This is a genomic window from Gehongia tenuis, from assembly GCF_014384795.1.
In the GTDB taxonomy this organism is placed as follows: domain Bacteria; phylum Bacillota; class Clostridia; order Christensenellales; family NSJ-53; genus Gehongia; species Gehongia tenuis.
In genome coordinates, this window is record NZ_JACRSR010000002.1 from 303,612 (window position 1) to 321,974 (window position 18,363).

Here is an 18,363-nt window from a genome sequence, read left to right on the forward strand (position 1 = left end):
ACCTCCCCATCGCATTCCTTATCATTCTAAGCCGCGAAGGGGGGGCCTGTCAACATCCGGCATAAATACTGTGCATCTGATTTTGAAAGCTGACGGTAAGCTGGTTCATACTGGCGAATTTTGACTCAATATCCATCTGATACTTGAGCTCCACCGTGCCGCCTTCCTCGTCAAAATGTACCGCAACATGGACGGGAAATACACCCATCAGAATGTTGCCAAAGGGTGTTTGATAGGAGCTTACATAGCGTTTCTTCTCCTCAAATACGAAAACCGCCTGCACGTCCCCCTGCCGGTGCATGCTTACCCGCTGGGCTTCCGGTTCGATGCAGAGCACCGTCACCGAACCTTCCATGCCGCCAAGCTCATTTTCTTCATATTCCAGATAGTGAGCGCCGTCCTTGACATAGTATTTTCCCGTGGTGATGAGGTGAATGGGCTGCTCCTCGCCACCGCCCACTTGGCTGCCCACAATGGAAACCATAACGTCCTTTTTCATGCCAAACCCTCCTAGCAGCATTATAGCATAGGATTGTCCGGTAAGATCCAACCATTTTCTAGAACCTACAAAAAAAGCCCGCTTTTGCGGGCTTTTTGCCATTTCTTACACCACCAGGCTGCCGTCTCCGGTATCGATCACCTTAAAGATATTCTCCTCCGCACCGGTTTGGGCGTTGATATAGATGATAAACTGATCCCGGTCATAGCTTCCCTCAAATTCCCAGCACAGAACCTCCTGACCATCTTTGGGAACGAGGGCAAGATGAGCGCTCTTAAATTCAAACCCCTCTTTGATGAGCTTTTGTGCGTCCAGCTGTTTAAGGGCCGGCACGGGAATATCCCTTTCCTTATGGGACGTGTAATAGCTTTGGGCATCGAAGCCCACGATGCTCCCATCGCTCAGGGATACCTTGACCTTGATGAGGTCGGGATAGATGCGGATGTTCCGTTCCGTGGGTACAAAATTGATGAGCGCGGCTCCGCCATAGCGCTGGCTGTATGCCATCTGCACCTCGGGATAGCCCTGTTTTTTCAAGAAAGCCTGTGCCCGGCTCGCCGCATCCTCCAGGGAAATGTGTTCGTCCCCCTCCGGCCGATCCTTCATCATCAGGACCACCTGACCTCCGAATTTGGCTACATAGGCATATTTGGAGCCTTTATCAACCGTGCCGAAGCAGAAGCTTGGGATCTGACCCGTCGTGCCGTCCTGCGGCACCAGCCGATCCTCGTCCACCCCCAGGAACCGGGCGGCAATGCTCTTTGCCTCCTCCTCGCCGATTTCCTCCCCCGACAGTCCTTCCGGCGTCTTGTTCTGCATGGCGTCGGAGAAGGGGCCGTCGTAGATGAGGGTAGGATAATCAATGCTGGGCTCGGTGTCCTTCTCGCCCATGAAGGAATCGGAGGTCTGATAGAAGGTGTCCGCCCTGGCCATCTCAAAATCCAGTTCATCCAAATTTGCCGAAAGGGCGGTGAGCCGTCCGCTCAGGTCGCCGCAGGTGTTTCTGAGCTCCGTCAGGGTCTGTTCCTCCTCCACGGTCAAAGGAATATTTTCCGCCCGCTTCTCACCAAGAATGCGGGTAAAATCCCCCAGCTGATTGAGGAAATTCAGCGTATCCGACAGTGCCACATGGGACACGGGCAGCTGGGAGAGCGCTTGAGACGCACCGTCCGCCTGACGGTACACATCATTCAGCAGCAGAGCACTTTGTTCCTTCGACTGAATGACGGAAAGCTTGGCCAGTTTCACTTCCAAGTTGTCCAGGTTATCCACCAGCTCATAGAAGGATTTTTCATGGATATTTCGCAGTTCTTGATGATAGGCCTGTTGATTCACATGCCCGCTGATGCCAAAGGCCACGCCGCCGATGGCGAGAATGGCCAGCACCCAGAAAACCCAAGTCATTTTCTTCATATTCAGCCTCCTACAGCGAGAAACGATGCTGCCCTATGGTAGCGATCACGGGCCTCGACCAGATCCATGAATTGGTGGTCTTGGCCGGATTGTAATAGTACAGCGCACCGCCCGTTGGATCCCAGCCGTTGATGGCGTCCTGGGCCGCACGGAGGGACTCGCTGTCCGGGGCCAGATTGATCTGGCCATCGGATACGGCGGTGAAGGCACCCGGCTGGTAAACCACCCCCGCAATGGTGTTGGGAAATTTGGAGGACTTGACCCGGTTCATGATCACCGCGCCCACAGCCACCTTGCCTGTGTAGCTCTCGCCTCTGGCTTCACCGTGAATCGCCCGCGCCAGAAGGTAAACGTCGTTGCTCACGTTGCCGCGGCTGGTGGATGATCCGGAGGAGCCTCCGGAGCTCCCTGCCAGGGTCATTCCCAGAGCCGCCGCCGTAGCTGGACCCACAACGCCGTCGGGCGTGAGGCCGTTCTTCTTTTGAAAGCTCTGCACCGCGCTGAAAGTCCCGCTTTGGTAGGAGCCGTCCACGGCTCCGCTGTAGTAGCCCCATTGCTTGAGCTTTTGCTGCAGTTCAATCACCTTGTCGCCGGTGGAACCCCATCCGAGGTTCTGCGCCGCCTGGATACTGGGACCCTCCAGGGTCAGCAGGGCCAGACAAACCAGCGCAAGGGCAAAGGTTATCACTCGTTTTCGCATATTCCCACCCTCTTTTTGCATTGCTGTTTGTCTGTATTATGCCAAAGAGAACTTTTGAATATGCGCTTTTATGGTTTAAAGAGCCAATCCCAAATGCGGCTGTGCACTTCCATTTTTTCTTTCTCTCCGCTGCCGTCCCCCATCAGCTCTGCCGGAGGGCCCAGCTTTGGCTCATCCTTGCCGGATGTATCCACGACGCATAGGGGCGGAAACATGACGCACCACCAATTGCGGCCGCTTCCCTCGCCGACCACCACCCGCAAGGCCTCATAACGCCCTTGAGGATACAGCGTCTCGCCATATACCCGGGCCGGAAACCGTTCCACGGCCAGGCTTGCCGCCACGGGCATATCCATGCCCTCCTCCTCGAGCACCCCGCTTGCGATCGCTTCCACCTCATCCAAAGAGCCGGCAAGGATGTCCCGGCATTCACTTCTTGTGGCATCAGCGCTGAAAAGAGGCGTGTAGGTTTTTAAAATCTCATCCCGAATTTTGAGCTTAACCTCCTGATCCAGCTGGGTATCGCTGTTGGCAATGACATGCAGTCTTAAAGCCGGATAAACGGCGGAGCCGGACGCACTGCTGAAAAAGAGCACGGCCACCAGGACCGCCGCACATAAAATCACACGTTTCACAAGAACACCCTCCTTTGGTGTTCTAAGTATGACCTGAGCCGCACGGCAATATACCTATAAAAACATGTACAAATGAATGGACTATCCGTTATACTTGAAATGAATTGAATTAAGGGAGGTATTTTATGCGGTACGAAATTTCTGGCGAATCCCTGCCCGCGGTCACCTGTTGGCTGAATTCGGGAGAGAGCATGATCACCGAGCGGGGCTCCATGAGCTGGATGTCCCCCAACATGGTCATGGAGACCACCACCAGCGGTGGTCTGGGCCGGGCTCTTGGACGGATGTTCGCGGGAGAAGCTCTGTTTCAAAACCGGTATACCGCGAACGGCGACGGCATGATCACCTTTGCGTCCAGCTTTCCGGGAAGCATCATGCCCTTTGAGATCACCCCCGGCGAAGGACTCATCGTGCAGAAGTCCGGGTTTCTCGCTTCGGAAGCCGGTGTCGAACTCTCCATCCATTTTCAGCGCAAGCTGGGCAGCGGCTTTTTCGGCGGCGAAGGTTTCATCCTGCAGCGCCTCTCCGGAAATGGAACCGCTTTTGTAGAAATTGACGGCTCCCTCATGGAATACGATCTCCAGTCCGGCCAAACCATCGTGGTGAGCAGCGGGCATCTGGCCGCCATGAGCGAAAGCTGTTCCATGGATGTGCAGACCGTGAAGGGCGCCAAAAACATCATTTTCGGCGGTGAAGGCCTGTTCAATACCGTTATCACCGGGCCGGGCCGGGTCATTCTGCAGACCATGCCCATCAGTTCGGTGGCCGGCGCGCTGGCCCCCTTCTTCCACAACAACAACGGTTAAACGGCAAAGGCCGCGCCAGAGCGCGGCCTTTCTCATTGTTCATCCATCACTGTCACGCCTCGGCTCTGGGTGCGCACCGCCCGTGAAAAGCCCCAGTCCTTCCGAAGCTCCTGGGCGGATTTCCTCGCCTGCTCACCATTTTCAAAAAGACCCAGCACCGTGCTTCCGCTGCCGCACATGAGCGCGCCCATCGCTCCGGCATTGACAAGGGCGGCCTTGGCTTTCAGGATGTCCGGGCACAGCTCCGCCGAGCCCGGCTCAAGGCCGTTGCCCCAAAGCTCCGGAATGCGGCGGCTTTCGCCCCTTTTCAGCGCCTCCACCAGCGCCTCCGTCCGAGGGCGCCGGCCCAGCCTGTCCAGCCTGAGCCTGCCATAGGACAGCCGCGTGGAAACGCCCTTCCTTGGCTTTAACAGCACCAGATGGAAGGCGCCTCCGCCGGACAGCGGCGTCAGCTCATCCCCCACGCCCTGGGCCCGGCACAGCCCGCCCCGAATCATGAAGGGCACGTCGGCGCCCAGCCTTCCGCCCAGTTCGCAGAGCCTTTCTTGACTGTATTTCAGCTTCCACAGCCGGTTCAAACCCACCAGGGCGGCGGCGGCATCGGCGCTGCCGCCGCCAAGGCCCGCCGCCACAGGAATCGTCTTGGTGAGTTCCGCGGCCACCCCCTCCGAAACGCCGGAGGCTTCCCGCATGAGCGCCACCGCCTTCAGCACCAGATTATCCCCATTTGCTGGAACCGGACGGCCCGCCACGCAAAACGTATCCTCCCTGGCGGATTCTAGCGTCAAAACATCCCAAAGCCCAATGGACTGCATCACCATATCCAGCAGGTGATAGCCGTCCTCCCGTCTGCCCAAAACATCAATGGACCAGTTGATCTTGGCTCTTGCCATGAGTGTGATTTTCATGATTGCTCCTTCAGGCTTTTTCTTCATTATAAGCGAGCCTGTCCAGTCCATCAATGAAAAAAGGCGGAGGAAATCCTCCGCACTTCATTTATGCGCTTTGATCCTTCCGCAGATACAGAATAACCCGCTCACCCTCAGTAAGATGTTCCGGCAGCTCCGGATTGTAATGGAGAACCTCGTCCTGAGCGATGTAGTAATTCTTGGCGATGTCCCACACCGTCTCGCCGTCCTTGGCGAAATGGATGATCATGCCCGTCACCCGCTCCGGTTCATCCTCGCTCACCTCGAGATCGGTGAGCACCTGATACTGATCGGGCCTTTGGGTCTCCACATCCAGACTCATGGCCGCCCTCACTTCCAGCGAATCGGGAGCTATGAGGGACTGACTCACATGATCCACAAGGAGTCTTTGGTCGGTCAGTTCCTCGCCCTCAGGAAGCTCCAGCCTGAAGGGCGCCTGGGCCACAAAACTGCTGAGACCGCTGCTGTCCGAGGGAAGATAGAGCACCTCGCCCTCCAATACGCCGTCCACTGTCAGCTGGCCGTTCTCCTTTTGAGCCGAGGTTACCGAAGGGAGCACTTTCACCTCCAGCACCCGTCCCATGGGCGGTGAGGACGCCGGTGCCATAAGCTCCGCCTTCACCATCACCGTCTGCTGCTGAGATGCCGCCGGCTGTTCCACCGTGTAGGTATTATAGACGGGCTGGGTCATATGGGCCGGCGAATAAGCGTCGGTCACCACATCGGACTCCACCTGATCCCACAGGCAGGCCTGCGCTTTGATGGAAATCTCCGCCCGGAGAATGGTCCGTTCACCGGCAGCGTTTTCCAGCGGCTGGATATAGATGTCCTCCACCTCAATCCACATTTCCGCCTGCTGTCCCTCCCGGGCCTCCGGAATATCCACCGCGACCTGAATCGGAATATTCTGCTCGGTTTCAGCCACGGGGACCTCCTCATCCCCGGTGGCATAGGCGGCCTGCAGCACCATTTCACCCTGAGCTTCCACCCGGCCGTCCAGCGTAACGGGCATCAGATCCTTGCAGTGAATTTTGGACAGCAGCACCGTATCCGCAGGCGGCTGGGCGGCGGACAGTTCCATTTCCTCCCGGATCACCGCATGGGTGCTTCCCTCACTGATATACGAGGGCCATTTCATGGGCTGGGTGGCCACCTCCACCTCCGCGTCTCCGCCGGGCACATAGAACTGCACCTGTTTCGGATTCCATACCATCACGCAGAGGTTGACCACCGCCTGCACCGTACCCCGGCGTCCGGACAGCCGTTCACACTGAATGTGTTCGATCACCGGAGCAACCCGCACCATCATCTTGGGCGCGGCGCCCTCCACATCCACCGAATGGGAGAACCCAAAGGTGTTGGTCATGCACTCCACCCGTCCCTGGGTGGATAGATAAACGTTGGAGAAGGTCACCGTACCGTTGACCATCACTTTATTTTGCAAGAGCTCCACGGAGCTGACCACCATTCTGGCGTCGCATAGCAGCATGCGCTCCATATCCGGCCGGTCATCGGGCAGCGCAACCTCGCCTTCCACCACCGCCTGGGAACACGTTCTGCCCACCATCTGCCGAAGACTCACCGTATCCTGCCTCAAATCCATTCCCATTGGATTTTTCCTCCTTCCAATCCATCCCACTGTAGTAATACATGATATGGAGGAAGTCCCCCAAATATGATGGACGGAAAAACAAAAAAAGGATCGCAGCCGCGATCCCTTTTTCAGGAGAGCATTTGAGAGACGGGTTGTTCGTCCCAGAACAGCTCCACCGCCTGGGTTAGTACATCCGTATACGTGAAGCTCATGCAGCCTTCCGCCGCCCGAACGGTGAACAAACTGGGGTAGGTCCCCTCGATCACGCCTTGCTTGAGGCTGTGATTTCGCCTTTCCCGTTTCGTACGGAGCCATACGTCCCGGCCCACCCGATCCTTCAATTCCTTTTGAATATAGATAAGGCTTTGACTTTCCATGGGCGCCGCTCCCTTCTTTTAGCTCTAGGATGCCCCGGGGAAAGCTCTTTCATGCGGAGAAAGACAAACTTGTTTACAAAAAATCAAAATTTGTGGATAACTACTTGGGTTTATCCCAATTCCAGCGCTTTTGGAGCCGACTTTATCCACATTATCCACATACTTATCCCCAATCGCCCATGTTTTGGGCTTTTGCGAATGTGCATAAATTTCTGCTTTTGTTCACATTACCCACACATCCCCGCTTGACGGTTACATAATCCAATTACTCACGCCAGTACGGGATAAAAAAGAGCGGCAAGGATGACCTTGCCGCTCACAGCACAGAGAAGTTTAAGCCGATTTTTCCATGATGAGCTTGTCCGCCACCAAAGCAATAAACTCACCGTTGGTGGGTTTGTCGCTTTTCGTGTAGACATGGAAACCGAACAGCTGGTTGATGTTCTCAATTTTGCCTCGGTTCCATGCCACCTCGATAGCGTGGCGGATAGCGCGCTCCACCTTGGAAGGGGTCGTATCAAAGTGTTTTGCGATGGACGGATAAAGCTCCTTGGTGATGCGGCTGATAATATCGTTGTTTTCCACCGCCAGCTTCACCGCGTAGCGCAGGTAATGGTATCCCTTGATATGAGCCGGAATACCAATCGTGAGAAAAATGGAGGTGATCTTCTCCTCCAGGGACCTGGCCGGCTGAGGCGCGGCCGCTGCAATCGGCGGCACGGACAGCACCGTCTGATTTTTCATGCGCCCAAGCTCCACCACTCGCTGAGTCAATACGCCGAGATCCAGGGGCTTAACCATGTAATATTTGGCGCCAAGGTTGATCGCCTTGCGTACCAGGTCCTCCTGACCCAGCGCGGTGAGCATGATCACGTCCGGACGCTTGCCGGTGCACGAAGACATCCGCTCAAGCACCCCAAAACCGTCCAGCTCCGGCATGATGATGTCCAGCACCATCACGTCGGCTTCCACCTGGTTGAGAAGTTCCAGCGCCTGCATTCCGTCTCCGGCCACGCCCACGACTTCCACGTCGTTTTGGCTGTCCAGATACTGCTTGATGATCCCCCGGATCTCCCTGTTGTCGTCCACGACCACTACTTTGACTTTTTCCACACGAGAATCCTCCTTTTCAAATTGCGTCTGTATTTTATACTGCATACCGATTCTTTCGAACCATCTATGCAATGATTCGCGCAACTCTCTTACCCTTGGATATCATAACATAAAATATGATATAAATAAAGTGATTTTTTAAAATTTTCTATAAAAAATTAAAACCTTTGTTGGACCAAAGCTTTTCGTGAATTCCTATTTTGGCAGGGCTTAGATTTTCACTATAATTCGTGCATTTTCCCCAAAATGTTCTTTACTTTTCGACAAATAAAAAGGGCACCGATCATCGGAAGCCCCATTTATCATTTTCCTGCCCATTTAAAAATTTTTTATATCCAACATTTAAACCCAATACGGACATCCTGCCGCCGCCCAAAGCTCCAACCCAAGCTCCATTCCAGTACTGCATAGACCTCCCGTACAGAATCGTCAAGAAAAAAAGAGGCGGTCGCCGTCCAGCGCCTCCTATTTTTTTGCCCTAAGGGGCAGCAGCACGGTAAACTCGGTCATGTCCTCGCCGCTTTCAGCGGAGATGCTGCCATGATGCAGCTCCACGATCTGCTTGGCAATGGCAAGCCCCAGTCCGGCTCCGCCGCTTCGCGTGGACCGCGCCGAGTCCAGCCGATAGAACTTTTCAAAGATATGATCCAGCTTCTCCTCGGGTATGCGCGGGCCGTGGTTGCGAAAGCGGATGCGCACCTTCTCATCCACTTGGCGGGCCAGGATCTCAATTTCGCTGTTTTCATATCCATAATTGATAGCGTTTCTGAGAATATTATCAAAAACCCGAGCCAGCTTGTCCCCGTCACCCTGAATGACAAGGTCCGAATGCACCTCCATCCGGCACATGAGGCCCTTGGCGGCAAACAGCGGATAAAACTCATCCGCCAGCTGCCGAAGCATGAGCGACAGATTGACCCGGCCCATCTCCAGCGTAATGTTCTGCAGATTGAAGCGGGTGATCTCAAAGAATTCGTTGGTCAAATCCTCCAGCCGTTCGGCCTTGTCCAGGCATATGGATAGATATTTGGCCCGCTGTTCCTCCGGCATTCCCTCCGCCTCATTGAGCAGGCTCAGATACCCGATCACCGAAGTGAGCGGCGTTTTAAGGTCGTGGGCCAGATAAACCACCAGATCGTTCTTTCGCTGTTCAGCCTCCTTCGCCAGCTGCTCATTGCGCAGGGTGTCATATTTAATGGTATTGAGCTGATTTTCAATCTCCTTAAAATCGTTGGGCAGCGTGATCAGTGATTCATCCTTTTGAAAGACCTTCTTGATGGATCCGATCAGCAGATTGAAATATTTCATTGTGCTGTTCAGCGTGAAATAGATGGCGACCACCACGAATAAAACCATCAACACAAGAACGGTCTCAAGCTTGTTTCTCACAAAGAACAGGTACAAGGACCGGTCCGCCAGGCTTACCATATTGGCCAGCACATCGTTCAACAGGGTATCCGCTAGATACAGCAGCACAAAAAGAATGAGCATGCCAAACAAAATCCAGAGAATGCATTTGCCAAACATCTTCCATTTAAATTTGCGCAGCATATTATTTTTCAATTTTATAACCCACTCCCCACACGGTCTTGATATACTTGGGCTTTCTGGGCGGCTCGTTCATTTTCTCCCGCAGTCTTCGGATATGCACCATCACCGTATTGTTGGACTCTAGATATTTTTCGCCCCAGACCTTTTCAAACAGTTCCTCCGAGGGAATCACCCGCCCCCGGTTCTCACAAAGCAGCCACAGGATGGAAAACTCCGTGGGCGTCAGCGCCAGCGCTTTGCCATTGAGCGTTGAGGTATGGGTGGCCCGGTTAATCATCAGCCCGGAAACCTCGATGCAATCCCCATTGTCCTGATTGCCCTGGTTGTAGCGCTTGTAGCGGCGCAGCTGAGCTTTGGCACGCGCAACCATCTCCAGCGGATTGAACGGTTTGGTAATGTAATCATCCGCGCCGAGTGCAAGCCCCTGAATTTTGTCCATATCCTCCACCTTGGCGGTGAGCATAATCACCGGAAAGTTATGGCTTTCACGAATCTTTCGGCAAAGCTCAAATCCGTCCAGGTCGGGCAGCATCACATCCAGCATTGCCAAATCCAAATGCATCGTTTCTATACACTGCCAGGCATCCAATCCATTATAAAATTTATGCACAACAAAACCCTCGTTTTGCAGATAAACCTCCACGAGATCCGCAATTTCCTTCTCATCATCCACGACCAGAATATGTTCTTCCGCCATGATTCCACCCCGCTTTCCTTTTTTCATTGTAGCATATTTTATAGGGAAAGCCCCATAAAAACGGCAATAATTCTATTTGGTCCAGGACGCCGAGGCCGGCGAAAACGAAAGACTGGAAGTATTCAAAAGGGTGAAAGCAATGCTTTCACCCTTTATTCGTAAAGTCCCTGGGCGGGGCATCCGGCGATCGCTTTGGACCACTGGAAAATGCCGGCCAGAATCCAGGCCGCAACACCGTCCCAGCGCCATTACCCCACCTGAAAGATTTCGCCGTCGTCCTCGTGCCGCACCACATTATGGATCCACTTCTTGGAAAGAAAGCGGCGGAATCCAATGATCATCTTCACCAGACCCTCCGTAAGGATCATTGCATAGACATACTGGATGGGCAATCCGAGGACAATGCCGCCCAGAATGGCCATGGGCACGCCCACCACCCAAACGGTGCCTGCATCCAACACCAAGGAGTATTTCACGTCTCCGCCCGCCCGCAGAATACCCACTACGATGATGTTGTTGGAGGCCATCAGCCACATGCATCCCGCACTGATGCAGATAAGGGTCTGAGCGGTGCGGGCGACCTCCGGCGATACGTTATAAAGGCTCACCGCAAGGCCGCTTAGGGCTATGATGAGAAAGCCCGTGAGCTGTGCCACCACCACGCTGGCAGCATAAAGCCGCTTGGCATAGAGCTGCGCCGTATCCTCCTCGCCCATTCCAATAGCCTTGCCCACCATCACCGAACAGGCGCCCACAAGTCCCCGGGCCAATACCAAAGTCAACTGGTCCACAGTGTTGAAGATGCTGAAAGCAGCCACCGCCGTGGTGCCCATGTGCCCGTAGACGATGGAATAGACCAATACGCCCATGGCCCACAGCGTCTCGTTGCAGATCACTGGCAGCGCAATACGGAAGAACCGTTTAACGAAGGCCCGGGATCCGGGAAGAAGCTCTCTCAATTTTGCCGCCGTAGCAAAGCGGAACTTGTAGCCAAGACACACCACCAACAGCATTTCCACACCCGTGGCCGTCACCGTGGCGATGGCCGCGCCCTGAACCCCCAGTTTGGGCATCCCCAGCTTGCCCAGAATAAGGCCGTAGTTGAGAATGGTGTTGATGACGATGGCCGTAATTCCAGCCGCCATGGGCAGCTTCACCTGTTCGGTGGACTTTTGCACCGTACCCACGATGAAGCTGATGGATTGGAAGATATAACAAAATCCCACAATGGATAGGTATTGGCCTGCAAGATCTATGGTCACCTGCTCATGAAGGAAGATGCCCATCACCTTCTGCGGCATAAGCACCACCACCGCCGCAAAGACGAGACTGACCGAAAAGGACACGGCCAGTGCAAGGCCCATCACCTTCCGAATACCCTTCATATCCCCCTTGCCCCAGTACTGGGCCACAAACACCGAGGTGCCGCCGCCAAGGCCGAAGAGAATCAACTGGAACAAAAAGCTGATGCGGTTGGCCTGAGTGACCGCCGCAATCTCCGCTTCGCCCAGCTGGCCCACCATCACATTGTCCACAATATGCATGGATGCGGTCACCAGGCTTTGTATCACAATGGGAATGGCAATGCGAAAAACTGTTTGTGTAAAAGACGATTCCCACCGAAATAAGCTTCTGATATTCATTACATAAATCGCCTCCCCACAATTTTTTGGTAAACAAAAAGAATGGCCGCCATGGGGGCATCCCATCCTTTCGTCCTAACACCATCTTAATCTATCCCCGGCCCAAAGGCAATAGGCGCCAGAAAATTATTGTTTTCGGCATACCGCCATAAAATCCTTGAGGGGTTCGGTCAGATACTTGTTGCGGTGGTACACCAGCGAAAACTTCCGATGAAGCGGGCAGCCCTCTATGGGTATGCTGGCCAGTTTACCTTGGTGAATCTCCTCCTCCACCAACAAGGTCGAGATCACCGACAAGCCCTGGCCGCCCATCACCGCCTTTTTGATGGCCTCTGAATTGTTGCACACCCATTTTTCCCGCAGCGTATATCCTTCCGCCGCCATCCGTTCCTCAAAGAGTTCCCGGGTGCCGCTGCCCTTCTCCCGCAGGATAAAGGGCTGGCCGTTCAGCTCAGCCAGCTGGACCTTCTTCCTCTTATAAAAAGGATGATCGGGTCCCGCAATGAGCACCAGCTGGTCGTTCACCACTGGCTCCACCTTGAGTTCTCCGCTTTTAATCCGGCCCTCCACCAAGGCCACATCCAGTTCGCTTTGCACAAGCTTTTCCTCAATCACCCGGGTGTTATCCACCATCACTGCCGTCTCCGTTTCCGGGCGCAGCGCCTTCAGCCGCTCCAGCACCGGTCCGATCACGCAGGTGCCCACCGTCACCGTGGCGCCGACGCGAAGGAAGGGTACCTCCGCCCGATTCAGGGCCACGGCCTCCATCTCTTCAAAAAGGGAGACGATATGCCGCGCATATCCCAGCAGCTCTCTGCCCGCTTCCGTAATGAAAAGCTTCTTGGAAAACCGTTCAAACAGCCGGATCTGATAATACCGTTCAATATCGGCAATGGCTTGGCTCACCGACGGCTGGGTGATGAACAGCTTTTCCGCGGCTTGGCTCATGTTGCCGGTACCTGCAACCTCAATGAATATTTTCAAATGGCGTATCGTCATGATATTCCTCATTTCCATAGGTTTTTACCTATCTATTCGATAACATTTTAATATTTTACTTTTATTTTTGCAAGAGGTATGCTTACACCTGTGAGCAAATAAAGGGGAGGTTTGAACATGAATATTACACCGGAGGAGCGTAAGCGTCTCAAGGGCCAGGGGATCCTGTCCAATCGGGATGAGGAGCACTTTTCCGCCCGCATCATCACGGAGAACGGCGTGCTGAACGCCCGGCAGATGATCAATCTCGGGGAAGCCGCCGACAGGTATGGCAATGGCAACGTGGCTTTTACCGCCCGTATGACTCTGGAAATCCAGGGCATAACCTATGAAAATATAGAGAAGCTTCAGGACCACATTCAAAAAGAGGGCATGGTGACCGGCGGTACGGGCAACAAGGTCCGGCCGGTGGTGGCCTGCAAGGGCACCGTGTGCGTCTATGGACTATTGGACACCCAGGGCCTGGCCAAGGCCATCCACCACCGTTTCTATGAAGGCTACCGAAATGTTACCCTTCCCCACAAATTCAAGATCGCGGTGGGCGGCTGTCCCAACAACTGCGTCAAGCCCGACCTCAATGATCTTGGCATCATGGGTCAGCGGGTGCCGGCCTATGAGAATCAGCTTTGCCGGGGCTGCAAGAAGTGCAATATCGAGGATACCTGCCCCATGGGCGCGGCGAAGATTGCAGACGGGATTCTCACCATCGACCCAAAGCTGTGCAACAACTGCGGCCTTTGCATTGGCAAATGTCATTTTAAAGCCATTCCCGGCGGAATGGCAGGCTGTAAGATCTATGTGGGCGGCCGCTGGGGCAAGAAAACCCGGCCCGGCAACCTGCTCAGCCGGGTATATACCCCGGAGGAAGCGCTGGATATGGTGGAAAAAGCGATCCTTTACTATAAGGAACAGGGCCAGCCCGGCGAGCGTTTCGGCGCTATGATCGACCGGCTGGGCATCGACGCCGTGGAAAAAGCGCTTGAAGGCGATGCTTTGCTCCAGCGCAAGACAGCCATTCTTGAGGGTTAATCATGAAGAAATGGATTGCCTTTGCAATTGCTTTTCTGATGGCGGCCAGTGTATTGGCGGCCTGCACCCCCACTTTCGGCAGCGACAGGAACCATACCTTCACCGATGATCTGGACCGGGAGGTTCGTCTCAACGGTATGCCAAAAAAGGTGGTGGCTCTCATGGGCTCCTACGCCGAAACCTGGCTTTTGGCCGGCGGCGCCTTGGCAGGAACCACCAGCGACGCTGTCGACGAACGAAAGCTGGACCTGGGGGAGGACGTTCAGATCGTGGGCACCGTAAAGGAACCCAATCTCGAACAGGTTCTGGCCCTCAGCCCCGATTTCGTCATTCTCTCCGCCGATATCCAGGGACATGTGAAGGCCGGTGAGACGTTGGAGGCCGCAGGCATTCCCCACGCCTATTTCAAGGTGGAGCTCTTTTCCGACTACCTCAGCATGCTGCAAAGGCTCACGGGAATCACCGGCCGGGAGGACCTGTACGAAAGCAACGGTCTTGCCGTCCAGCGGCAAATCGATGAAGTATTGGCCGGCCGGCCCGATGAGCGTCCCACGGTGCTCTTCATCCGGGCTTTCTCCACCGGCGCTAAGGCTAAAGGCGATGATAATATGACCGGCGCCATGCTGAAGGACCTGGGCGCAGATAACATAGCCGCCCGCCACGCCTCCCTTCTGGAAGAAATCAGCATGGAGGAAATCATCGCCGAGGATCCAGATTTCATCCTGGTAACCACCATGGGCGGCACGGAGGAAGCCCTTGCCGCTCTCAAGGAAAGCGTCCAGCAAAATCCCGCCTGGAATGAGCTTTCCGCCGTAAAAAATGACCGCTATATTGTCCTGCCCAAGGACTTGTTTCACTACAAACCCAATGCCCGCTGGGGAGAAGCCTATGAAGAACTGGCCAAAATTCTCTATCCGTAAAAAAATAAGAAGCCATCCCTATGGCGTCGTGGTTCTCATGGCCGCGGCGCTTTTGGTCATGGCTTGTCTCAGTATCCTGGTGGGATCGGTGTCCATCTCCCCGGGCGAGCTGTTCTCCGCGCTGGGAGCTTCCGGCGATCCGGCCCACACCAGCATTCTTTTGTATGTGCGCATTCCCCGGACGGTAGCCGCTCTCATGGGCGGATCCGCTCTGGCTGTGTCCGGCGTCCTGCTGCAGGCGGTTCTACAAAACGCCCTTGCCTCCCCCAATATCATCGGCGTGAATGCGGGGGCCGGACTGGGCGCCCTGCTCGTATCCACCCTCTTCCCCGCGGCTCTGGGATTCGTGCCCGCCGCCGCCTTTGGCGGCGCCCTTCTCACCACTTTGATCATCTATACGGTAGCAAGACGCACGGGCATTTCCCGCATCACGCTGGTGCTGGCCGGCGTGGCCGTATCCAGCCTCCTTTCCGCAGGCATGGATGCACTTATCACCCTGTTTCCCGACAGTGCCGTCGGAGCAAATGCCTTTCTCATCGGCGGCTTTTCCGGCGTGAGCTGGAATCATCTGTTCTTTGCCCTGCCCTATATTGCGGCGGGTCTTCTTCTCGCCCATCTGTTCCGTTATGAACTCAATGTGCTGGGTCTGGGCGAGGATACGGCCGCCTCCCTAGGGCTTCGAGTGGGCCGGTATCGATTCATGCTCATCGTTACCGCCGCCCTGCTCGCGGGCAGCGCCGTAAGCTTTGCTGGACTCCTCGGTTTTATCGGGCTCATCGTGCCCCATGCCGCCCGGTTTCTGGTGGGACCGGACCACCGCCTTCTGGTGCCCGTGTCCGCCCTTCTCGGCGCCGTCTTCACCATGGGCTGTGACCTTCTCGCCCGGATACTCTTTGCGCCCTATGAGGTCCCTGTGGGCATCATTATGTCCTTTTTGGGCGCACCCTTTTTCATCTATCTCATTTTAAACCGAAAGAGGGGGCGTATTCATGATTGAATTGAAAAAGATCTCGGCAGGCTATGACGGTGTAAAGCGCATTGAGCACATTGATTTATGTCTGGCCCCCGGTTCCTTCACCGCCATCATCGGTCCCAACGGCTGTGGCAAAACCACCCTGCTGAGAGTGATGGCCCGCCTGCTCCCTCCCTATGACGGAGAAATCAAAATCGGCGGCAAACCTGCCGCCGAATACGAACCCAAGGCCTTTGCCAGACTGGTTTCCATCCTGCCTCAAAGCCGGGACATTCCTGACATCACCGTGGAGGGCCTGGCGGCCCATGGCCGTTTCCCCTATCTTGGCTTTCCCCGCCGGCTGGGTCCGCAGGACCGAGATGCGGTGGAACGGGCACTTGAAATCACCGGCGCCGCCGCCTACCGTTCCCGCTATCTTCGGCAGCTCTCCGGCGGCGAACGGCAAAAGGCCTACATTGCCATGATCGTGGCTCAGGATGCCGAAACCGTCCTTTTGGATGAGCCCACCACCCATCTTGACATTGGGCGGCGCTTTGAGGTGTTGGAACTGGCCCATCTCCTTCATCGGGCGGGCAAAACGGTGGTGCTTGTGCTCCATGACATTGCTGAGGCGCTTGAATGGTGCCCTGAGATCGTGGTCATGGAAAAAGGGCACATCCGCGCTCAGGGCTCGCCGGAAACCGTTTTTGACAGCGGAACTCTGGATCAGGTGTTTGGCGTACGGTCCCAAAGGATCGGGGGGCACTATTTCTTTCAGGCCTTGAGCTCTTCGTCCAAAAGCTCGTAAAAGATTTCTCTCGCGCTCCGCTCCAGCCAGGGCGTATGCCCGCACTTTGGCAAAATGAAGCTTCGGCAGGGAACGCCCATCTCCTTCAGAGGTTCCAGAACCCCTGCCGGGGGATGAGGGTCCTGGGCGCCATGGATCACGGTTACCGGGCAGCTGATTCCGGACAGGGCTTCCTTCAGTTTTCCCTGACGGCGCATGGCATCCGCTTCCGGCCACACCCGCCTGTACTGTTCGGCGTCCGGCTCCTTTGCCCTTTGGGGCAGCGGGTCCACGCTGTCCGCTCGATCTGCCAGCTCCCCCAGCTGTGCCATGGCTTTGGCGTTCCCTCGTTCCGCCTCGCCAAGCAGCCTCAAAAATGTCCGCCTCGCTTCCGGGCCCAGATTCGCCTTCCGCCGCTCCATGATCTCCGGCACATAACGGCTCTCCAAGGGTCCACTGTCCACCAGAATAAGCTTTTTCACCGCCTTGGGATGAGCGGCATTATGAAGCAGTGCCAGCCAGGCTCCCCAGGAATGGCCGATAACCACCGCAGGAAGTTCCCCATAAGCTGTCAGCTGCTCATGGAGCTCCTCCACCTGACCCATCACCGTTAACCGGCTCTGCCAGGGCTCCATTGCCCCCCACTTCGCCAGATGACGAGCCACGTCCTCCATCGAGCCCATCGCGCCGGGGCCGCCGTGAAGCACCGCCGCACCGTAGGGCTTTTTACCGTAGAGGCGCACCCTTCCCGTCAGCAACTGAGGATCTCCACGCCGTCCTCGGTAATGAGCACCATACTCTCCCACTGGGCGGAAAGCTTGCCGTCGGCCGTGTACACCGTCCAGCCATTCTTCTCATCGGTTACCACCCGGTCCGTGCCCTCGTTCACCATGGGCTCCACGGTGAACATCATGCCGGGCACCAGCAGCATCTCCGCGCCCCGTTTGGAAACATAGCTCACAAAAGGCTCCTCATGGAATTCCAGGCCCACACCATGGCCGCCGATCTCCCGCACCACCGAATAGCCGTTCTTTAAAGCGTGCTCATGGACCGCCTCGCCCATGTCACCCATAAAGCCCCAAGGCTTCAGCGCCGCAATGCCCACCTCCACGCATTCCTTGGCCACCTGCACCAGTCTTTGAGCGGCATCGCTCACTTCACCGATCATGAACATGCGGGACGCATCGGAAAAATAACCGTCCAGAATGGTGGAAACATCCACATTGATGATATCCCCTTCCTTCAGCACCACGTCGGAACTGGGAATGCCGTGGCACACCTCGCTGTTGAGGGATGTACATACACTTTTGGGGAAACCGTTGTAATGAAGGGGCGCCGGAACGGCGCCCGCCCCGCGGGTATACTCTTCCACCAGCCGGTCGATCTCCCCGGTGGAAATACCCGCCTTCACAAAGGGCGTGATGTAGTCCAGCAGCCCATTGTTTACCGCGGCGCTCTCTTTGATCCGGGCGATCTGCTCCGGCGTTTTGATCAGTTCCCGTCCGGGCACCTCATGGCCCAAGGCCCGGTAATGCTCGATCCTCTCGTCCATTTGCATATGACAGCGCTTGTACTTTTGGCCGCTGCCGCACCAGCACGCATCGTTTCGACCAATCTTCATATTTCAACCTTCTTTCCAAAAAAAGGGCTGACCCTTTGTCATGCTTTTATTATACTCGCAACGATCCTTTCCCTCCAGCGATTCCGAAAATCTCCTTC

General features: G+C 55.5%; 20 protein-coding genes. 5 read left to right on the top strand and 15 right to left on the bottom strand.

Annotated elements, in window-relative coordinates; all coding sequences use genetic code 11:
* Nucleotides 1-49: 49 nt before the first annotated feature.
* From H8696_RS07590 to spoIIR, 4 genes are all read right to left on the bottom strand, one after another.
* Nucleotides 50-499 carry a DUF1934 domain-containing protein gene (locus tag H8696_RS07590; RefSeq protein WP_249316316.1) on the bottom strand — a complete coding sequence of 150 codons (450 nt, stop codon included), beginning with the start codon at nucleotides 497-499 and terminating at the stop codon, nucleotides 50-52.
* 105 nt (nucleotides 500-604) lie between these two features.
* Complete coding sequence (gene ypeB / locus H8696_RS07595) at nucleotides 605-1,912, bottom strand: germination protein YpeB (protein WP_249316317.1); 1,308 nt, start codon at nucleotides 1,910-1,912, stop codon at nucleotides 605-607.
* A gap of 10 nt (nucleotides 1,913-1,922) precedes the next feature.
* On the bottom strand, nucleotides 1,923-2,612 hold the full coding sequence (sleB, locus tag H8696_RS07600) for a spore cortex-lytic enzyme (RefSeq protein WP_249316318.1): 690 nt from the start codon (nucleotides 2,610-2,612) through the stop codon (nucleotides 1,923-1,925).
* Between the two features lie 68 nt (nucleotides 2,613-2,680).
* Nucleotides 2,681-3,247 (bottom strand): stage II sporulation protein R, encoded by a 567-nt coding sequence (gene spoIIR / locus H8696_RS07605; RefSeq protein WP_249316319.1) that lies wholly within the window; start codon nucleotides 3,245-3,247, stop codon nucleotides 2,681-2,683.
* Nucleotides 3,248-3,372: 125 nt separating this feature from the next.
* Between spoIIR and H8696_RS07610 the strand changes: the two genes are divergently transcribed.
* Nucleotides 3,373-4,053 carry a TIGR00266 family protein gene (locus H8696_RS07610; RefSeq protein ID WP_249316320.1) on the top strand — a complete coding sequence of 227 codons (681 nt, stop codon included), beginning with the start codon at nucleotides 3,373-3,375 and terminating at the stop codon, nucleotides 4,051-4,053.
* Between the two features lie 32 nt (nucleotides 4,054-4,085).
* Here the strand turns inward: H8696_RS07610 and H8696_RS07615 are convergent, their stop codons facing one another.
* The 9 genes from H8696_RS07615 to H8696_RS07650 form a co-directional block, all read right to left on the bottom strand.
* The gene (locus H8696_RS07615) at nucleotides 4,086-4,961 is read right to left on the bottom strand and encodes a 4-(cytidine 5'-diphospho)-2-C-methyl-D-erythritol kinase (RefSeq protein ID WP_249316321.1); all 876 of its coding nucleotides are present in this window, start codon (nucleotides 4,959-4,961) and stop codon (nucleotides 4,086-4,088) included.
* A gap of 88 nt (nucleotides 4,962-5,049) precedes the next feature.
* Nucleotides 5,050-6,591: a DUF3794 and LysM peptidoglycan-binding domain-containing protein gene (locus tag H8696_RS07620; RefSeq protein ID WP_249316322.1), complete on the bottom strand. Its 1,542-nt coding sequence runs from the start codon at nucleotides 6,589-6,591 to the stop codon at nucleotides 5,050-5,052.
* A 113-nt stretch (nucleotides 6,592-6,704) separates the two neighbouring features.
* Entirely contained in the window at nucleotides 6,705-6,953 is a 249-nt protein-coding gene (locus H8696_RS07625) for a Veg family protein (protein ID WP_249316323.1), read from the bottom strand.
* A gap of 333 nt (nucleotides 6,954-7,286) precedes the next feature.
* Nucleotides 7,287-8,066: a sporulation transcription factor Spo0A gene (gene spo0A, locus H8696_RS07630; RefSeq protein ID WP_249316324.1), complete on the bottom strand. Its 780-nt coding sequence runs from the start codon at nucleotides 8,064-8,066 to the stop codon at nucleotides 7,287-7,289.
* A 283-nt stretch (nucleotides 8,067-8,349) separates the two neighbouring features.
* Nucleotides 8,350-8,475, bottom strand: a complete 126-nt coding sequence (locus H8696_RS11310) for a hypothetical protein (protein ID WP_283244935.1) — start codon at nucleotides 8,473-8,475, stop codon at nucleotides 8,350-8,352.
* 56 nt (nucleotides 8,476-8,531) lie between these two features.
* Nucleotides 8,532-9,629, bottom strand: a complete 1,098-nt coding sequence (locus H8696_RS07635; RefSeq protein WP_249316325.1) for a sensor histidine kinase — start codon at nucleotides 9,627-9,629, stop codon at nucleotides 8,532-8,534.
* Nucleotides 9,619-10,314 (bottom strand): VanR-ABDEGLN family response regulator transcription factor, encoded by a 696-nt coding sequence (gene vanR, locus H8696_RS07640; protein WP_249316326.1) that lies wholly within the window; start codon nucleotides 10,312-10,314, stop codon nucleotides 9,619-9,621. The genes H8696_RS07635 and vanR overlap by 11 nt, the downstream gene beginning before the upstream one ends.
* A 248-nt stretch (nucleotides 10,315-10,562) precedes the next feature.
* Nucleotides 10,563-11,957 (bottom strand): MATE family efflux transporter, encoded by a 1,395-nt coding sequence (locus tag H8696_RS07645; RefSeq protein WP_249316327.1) that lies wholly within the window; start codon nucleotides 11,955-11,957, stop codon nucleotides 10,563-10,565.
* 126 nt (nucleotides 11,958-12,083) lie between these two features.
* Nucleotides 12,084-12,956, bottom strand: coding sequence for a LysR family transcriptional regulator (locus H8696_RS07650; RefSeq protein ID WP_249316328.1), 873 nt, complete (start codon nucleotides 12,954-12,956; stop codon nucleotides 12,084-12,086).
* A gap of 117 nt (nucleotides 12,957-13,073) precedes the next feature.
* On the opposite strand from H8696_RS07650, the gene H8696_RS07655 reads away from it, so the two are divergent.
* Genes H8696_RS07655 through H8696_RS07670 form a run of 4 tightly spaced genes read left to right on the top strand, consistent with a single transcriptional unit; the run spans nucleotide 13,074 to nucleotide 16,665 of the window.
* On the top strand, nucleotides 13,074-13,985 hold the full coding sequence (locus H8696_RS07655; RefSeq protein WP_249316329.1) for a (4Fe-4S)-binding protein: 912 nt from the start codon (nucleotides 13,074-13,076) through the stop codon (nucleotides 13,983-13,985).
* Between the two features lie 2 nt (nucleotides 13,986-13,987).
* A complete protein-coding gene (locus tag H8696_RS07660) occupies nucleotides 13,988-14,905 on the top strand; it encodes an ABC transporter substrate-binding protein (RefSeq protein ID WP_249316330.1) in 918 nt (305 codons plus the stop codon).
* Complete coding sequence (locus H8696_RS07665) at nucleotides 14,874-15,902, top strand: FecCD family ABC transporter permease (protein WP_249316331.1); 1,029 nt, start codon at nucleotides 14,874-14,876, stop codon at nucleotides 15,900-15,902. The genes H8696_RS07660 and H8696_RS07665 overlap by 32 nt, the downstream gene beginning before the upstream one ends.
* The gene (locus tag H8696_RS07670) at nucleotides 15,895-16,665 is read left to right on the top strand and encodes an ABC transporter ATP-binding protein (protein ID WP_249316332.1); all 771 of its coding nucleotides are present in this window, start codon (nucleotides 15,895-15,897) and stop codon (nucleotides 16,663-16,665) included. The genes H8696_RS07665 and H8696_RS07670 overlap by 8 nt, the downstream gene beginning before the upstream one ends.
* Here H8696_RS07670 and H8696_RS07675 read toward each other — a convergent pair.
* Nucleotides 16,632-17,402, bottom strand: a complete 771-nt coding sequence (locus tag H8696_RS07675) for an alpha/beta fold hydrolase (protein ID WP_249316333.1) — start codon at nucleotides 17,400-17,402, stop codon at nucleotides 16,632-16,634. The two genes, H8696_RS07670 and H8696_RS07675, sit on opposite strands and share 34 nt — an antisense overlap.
* A complete protein-coding gene (locus H8696_RS07680) occupies nucleotides 17,396-18,265 on the bottom strand; it encodes a methionyl aminopeptidase (protein WP_249316334.1) in 870 nt (289 codons plus the stop codon). The genes H8696_RS07675 and H8696_RS07680 overlap by 7 nt, the downstream gene beginning before the upstream one ends.
* Between the last annotated feature and the right edge of the window lie 98 nt (nucleotides 18,266-18,363).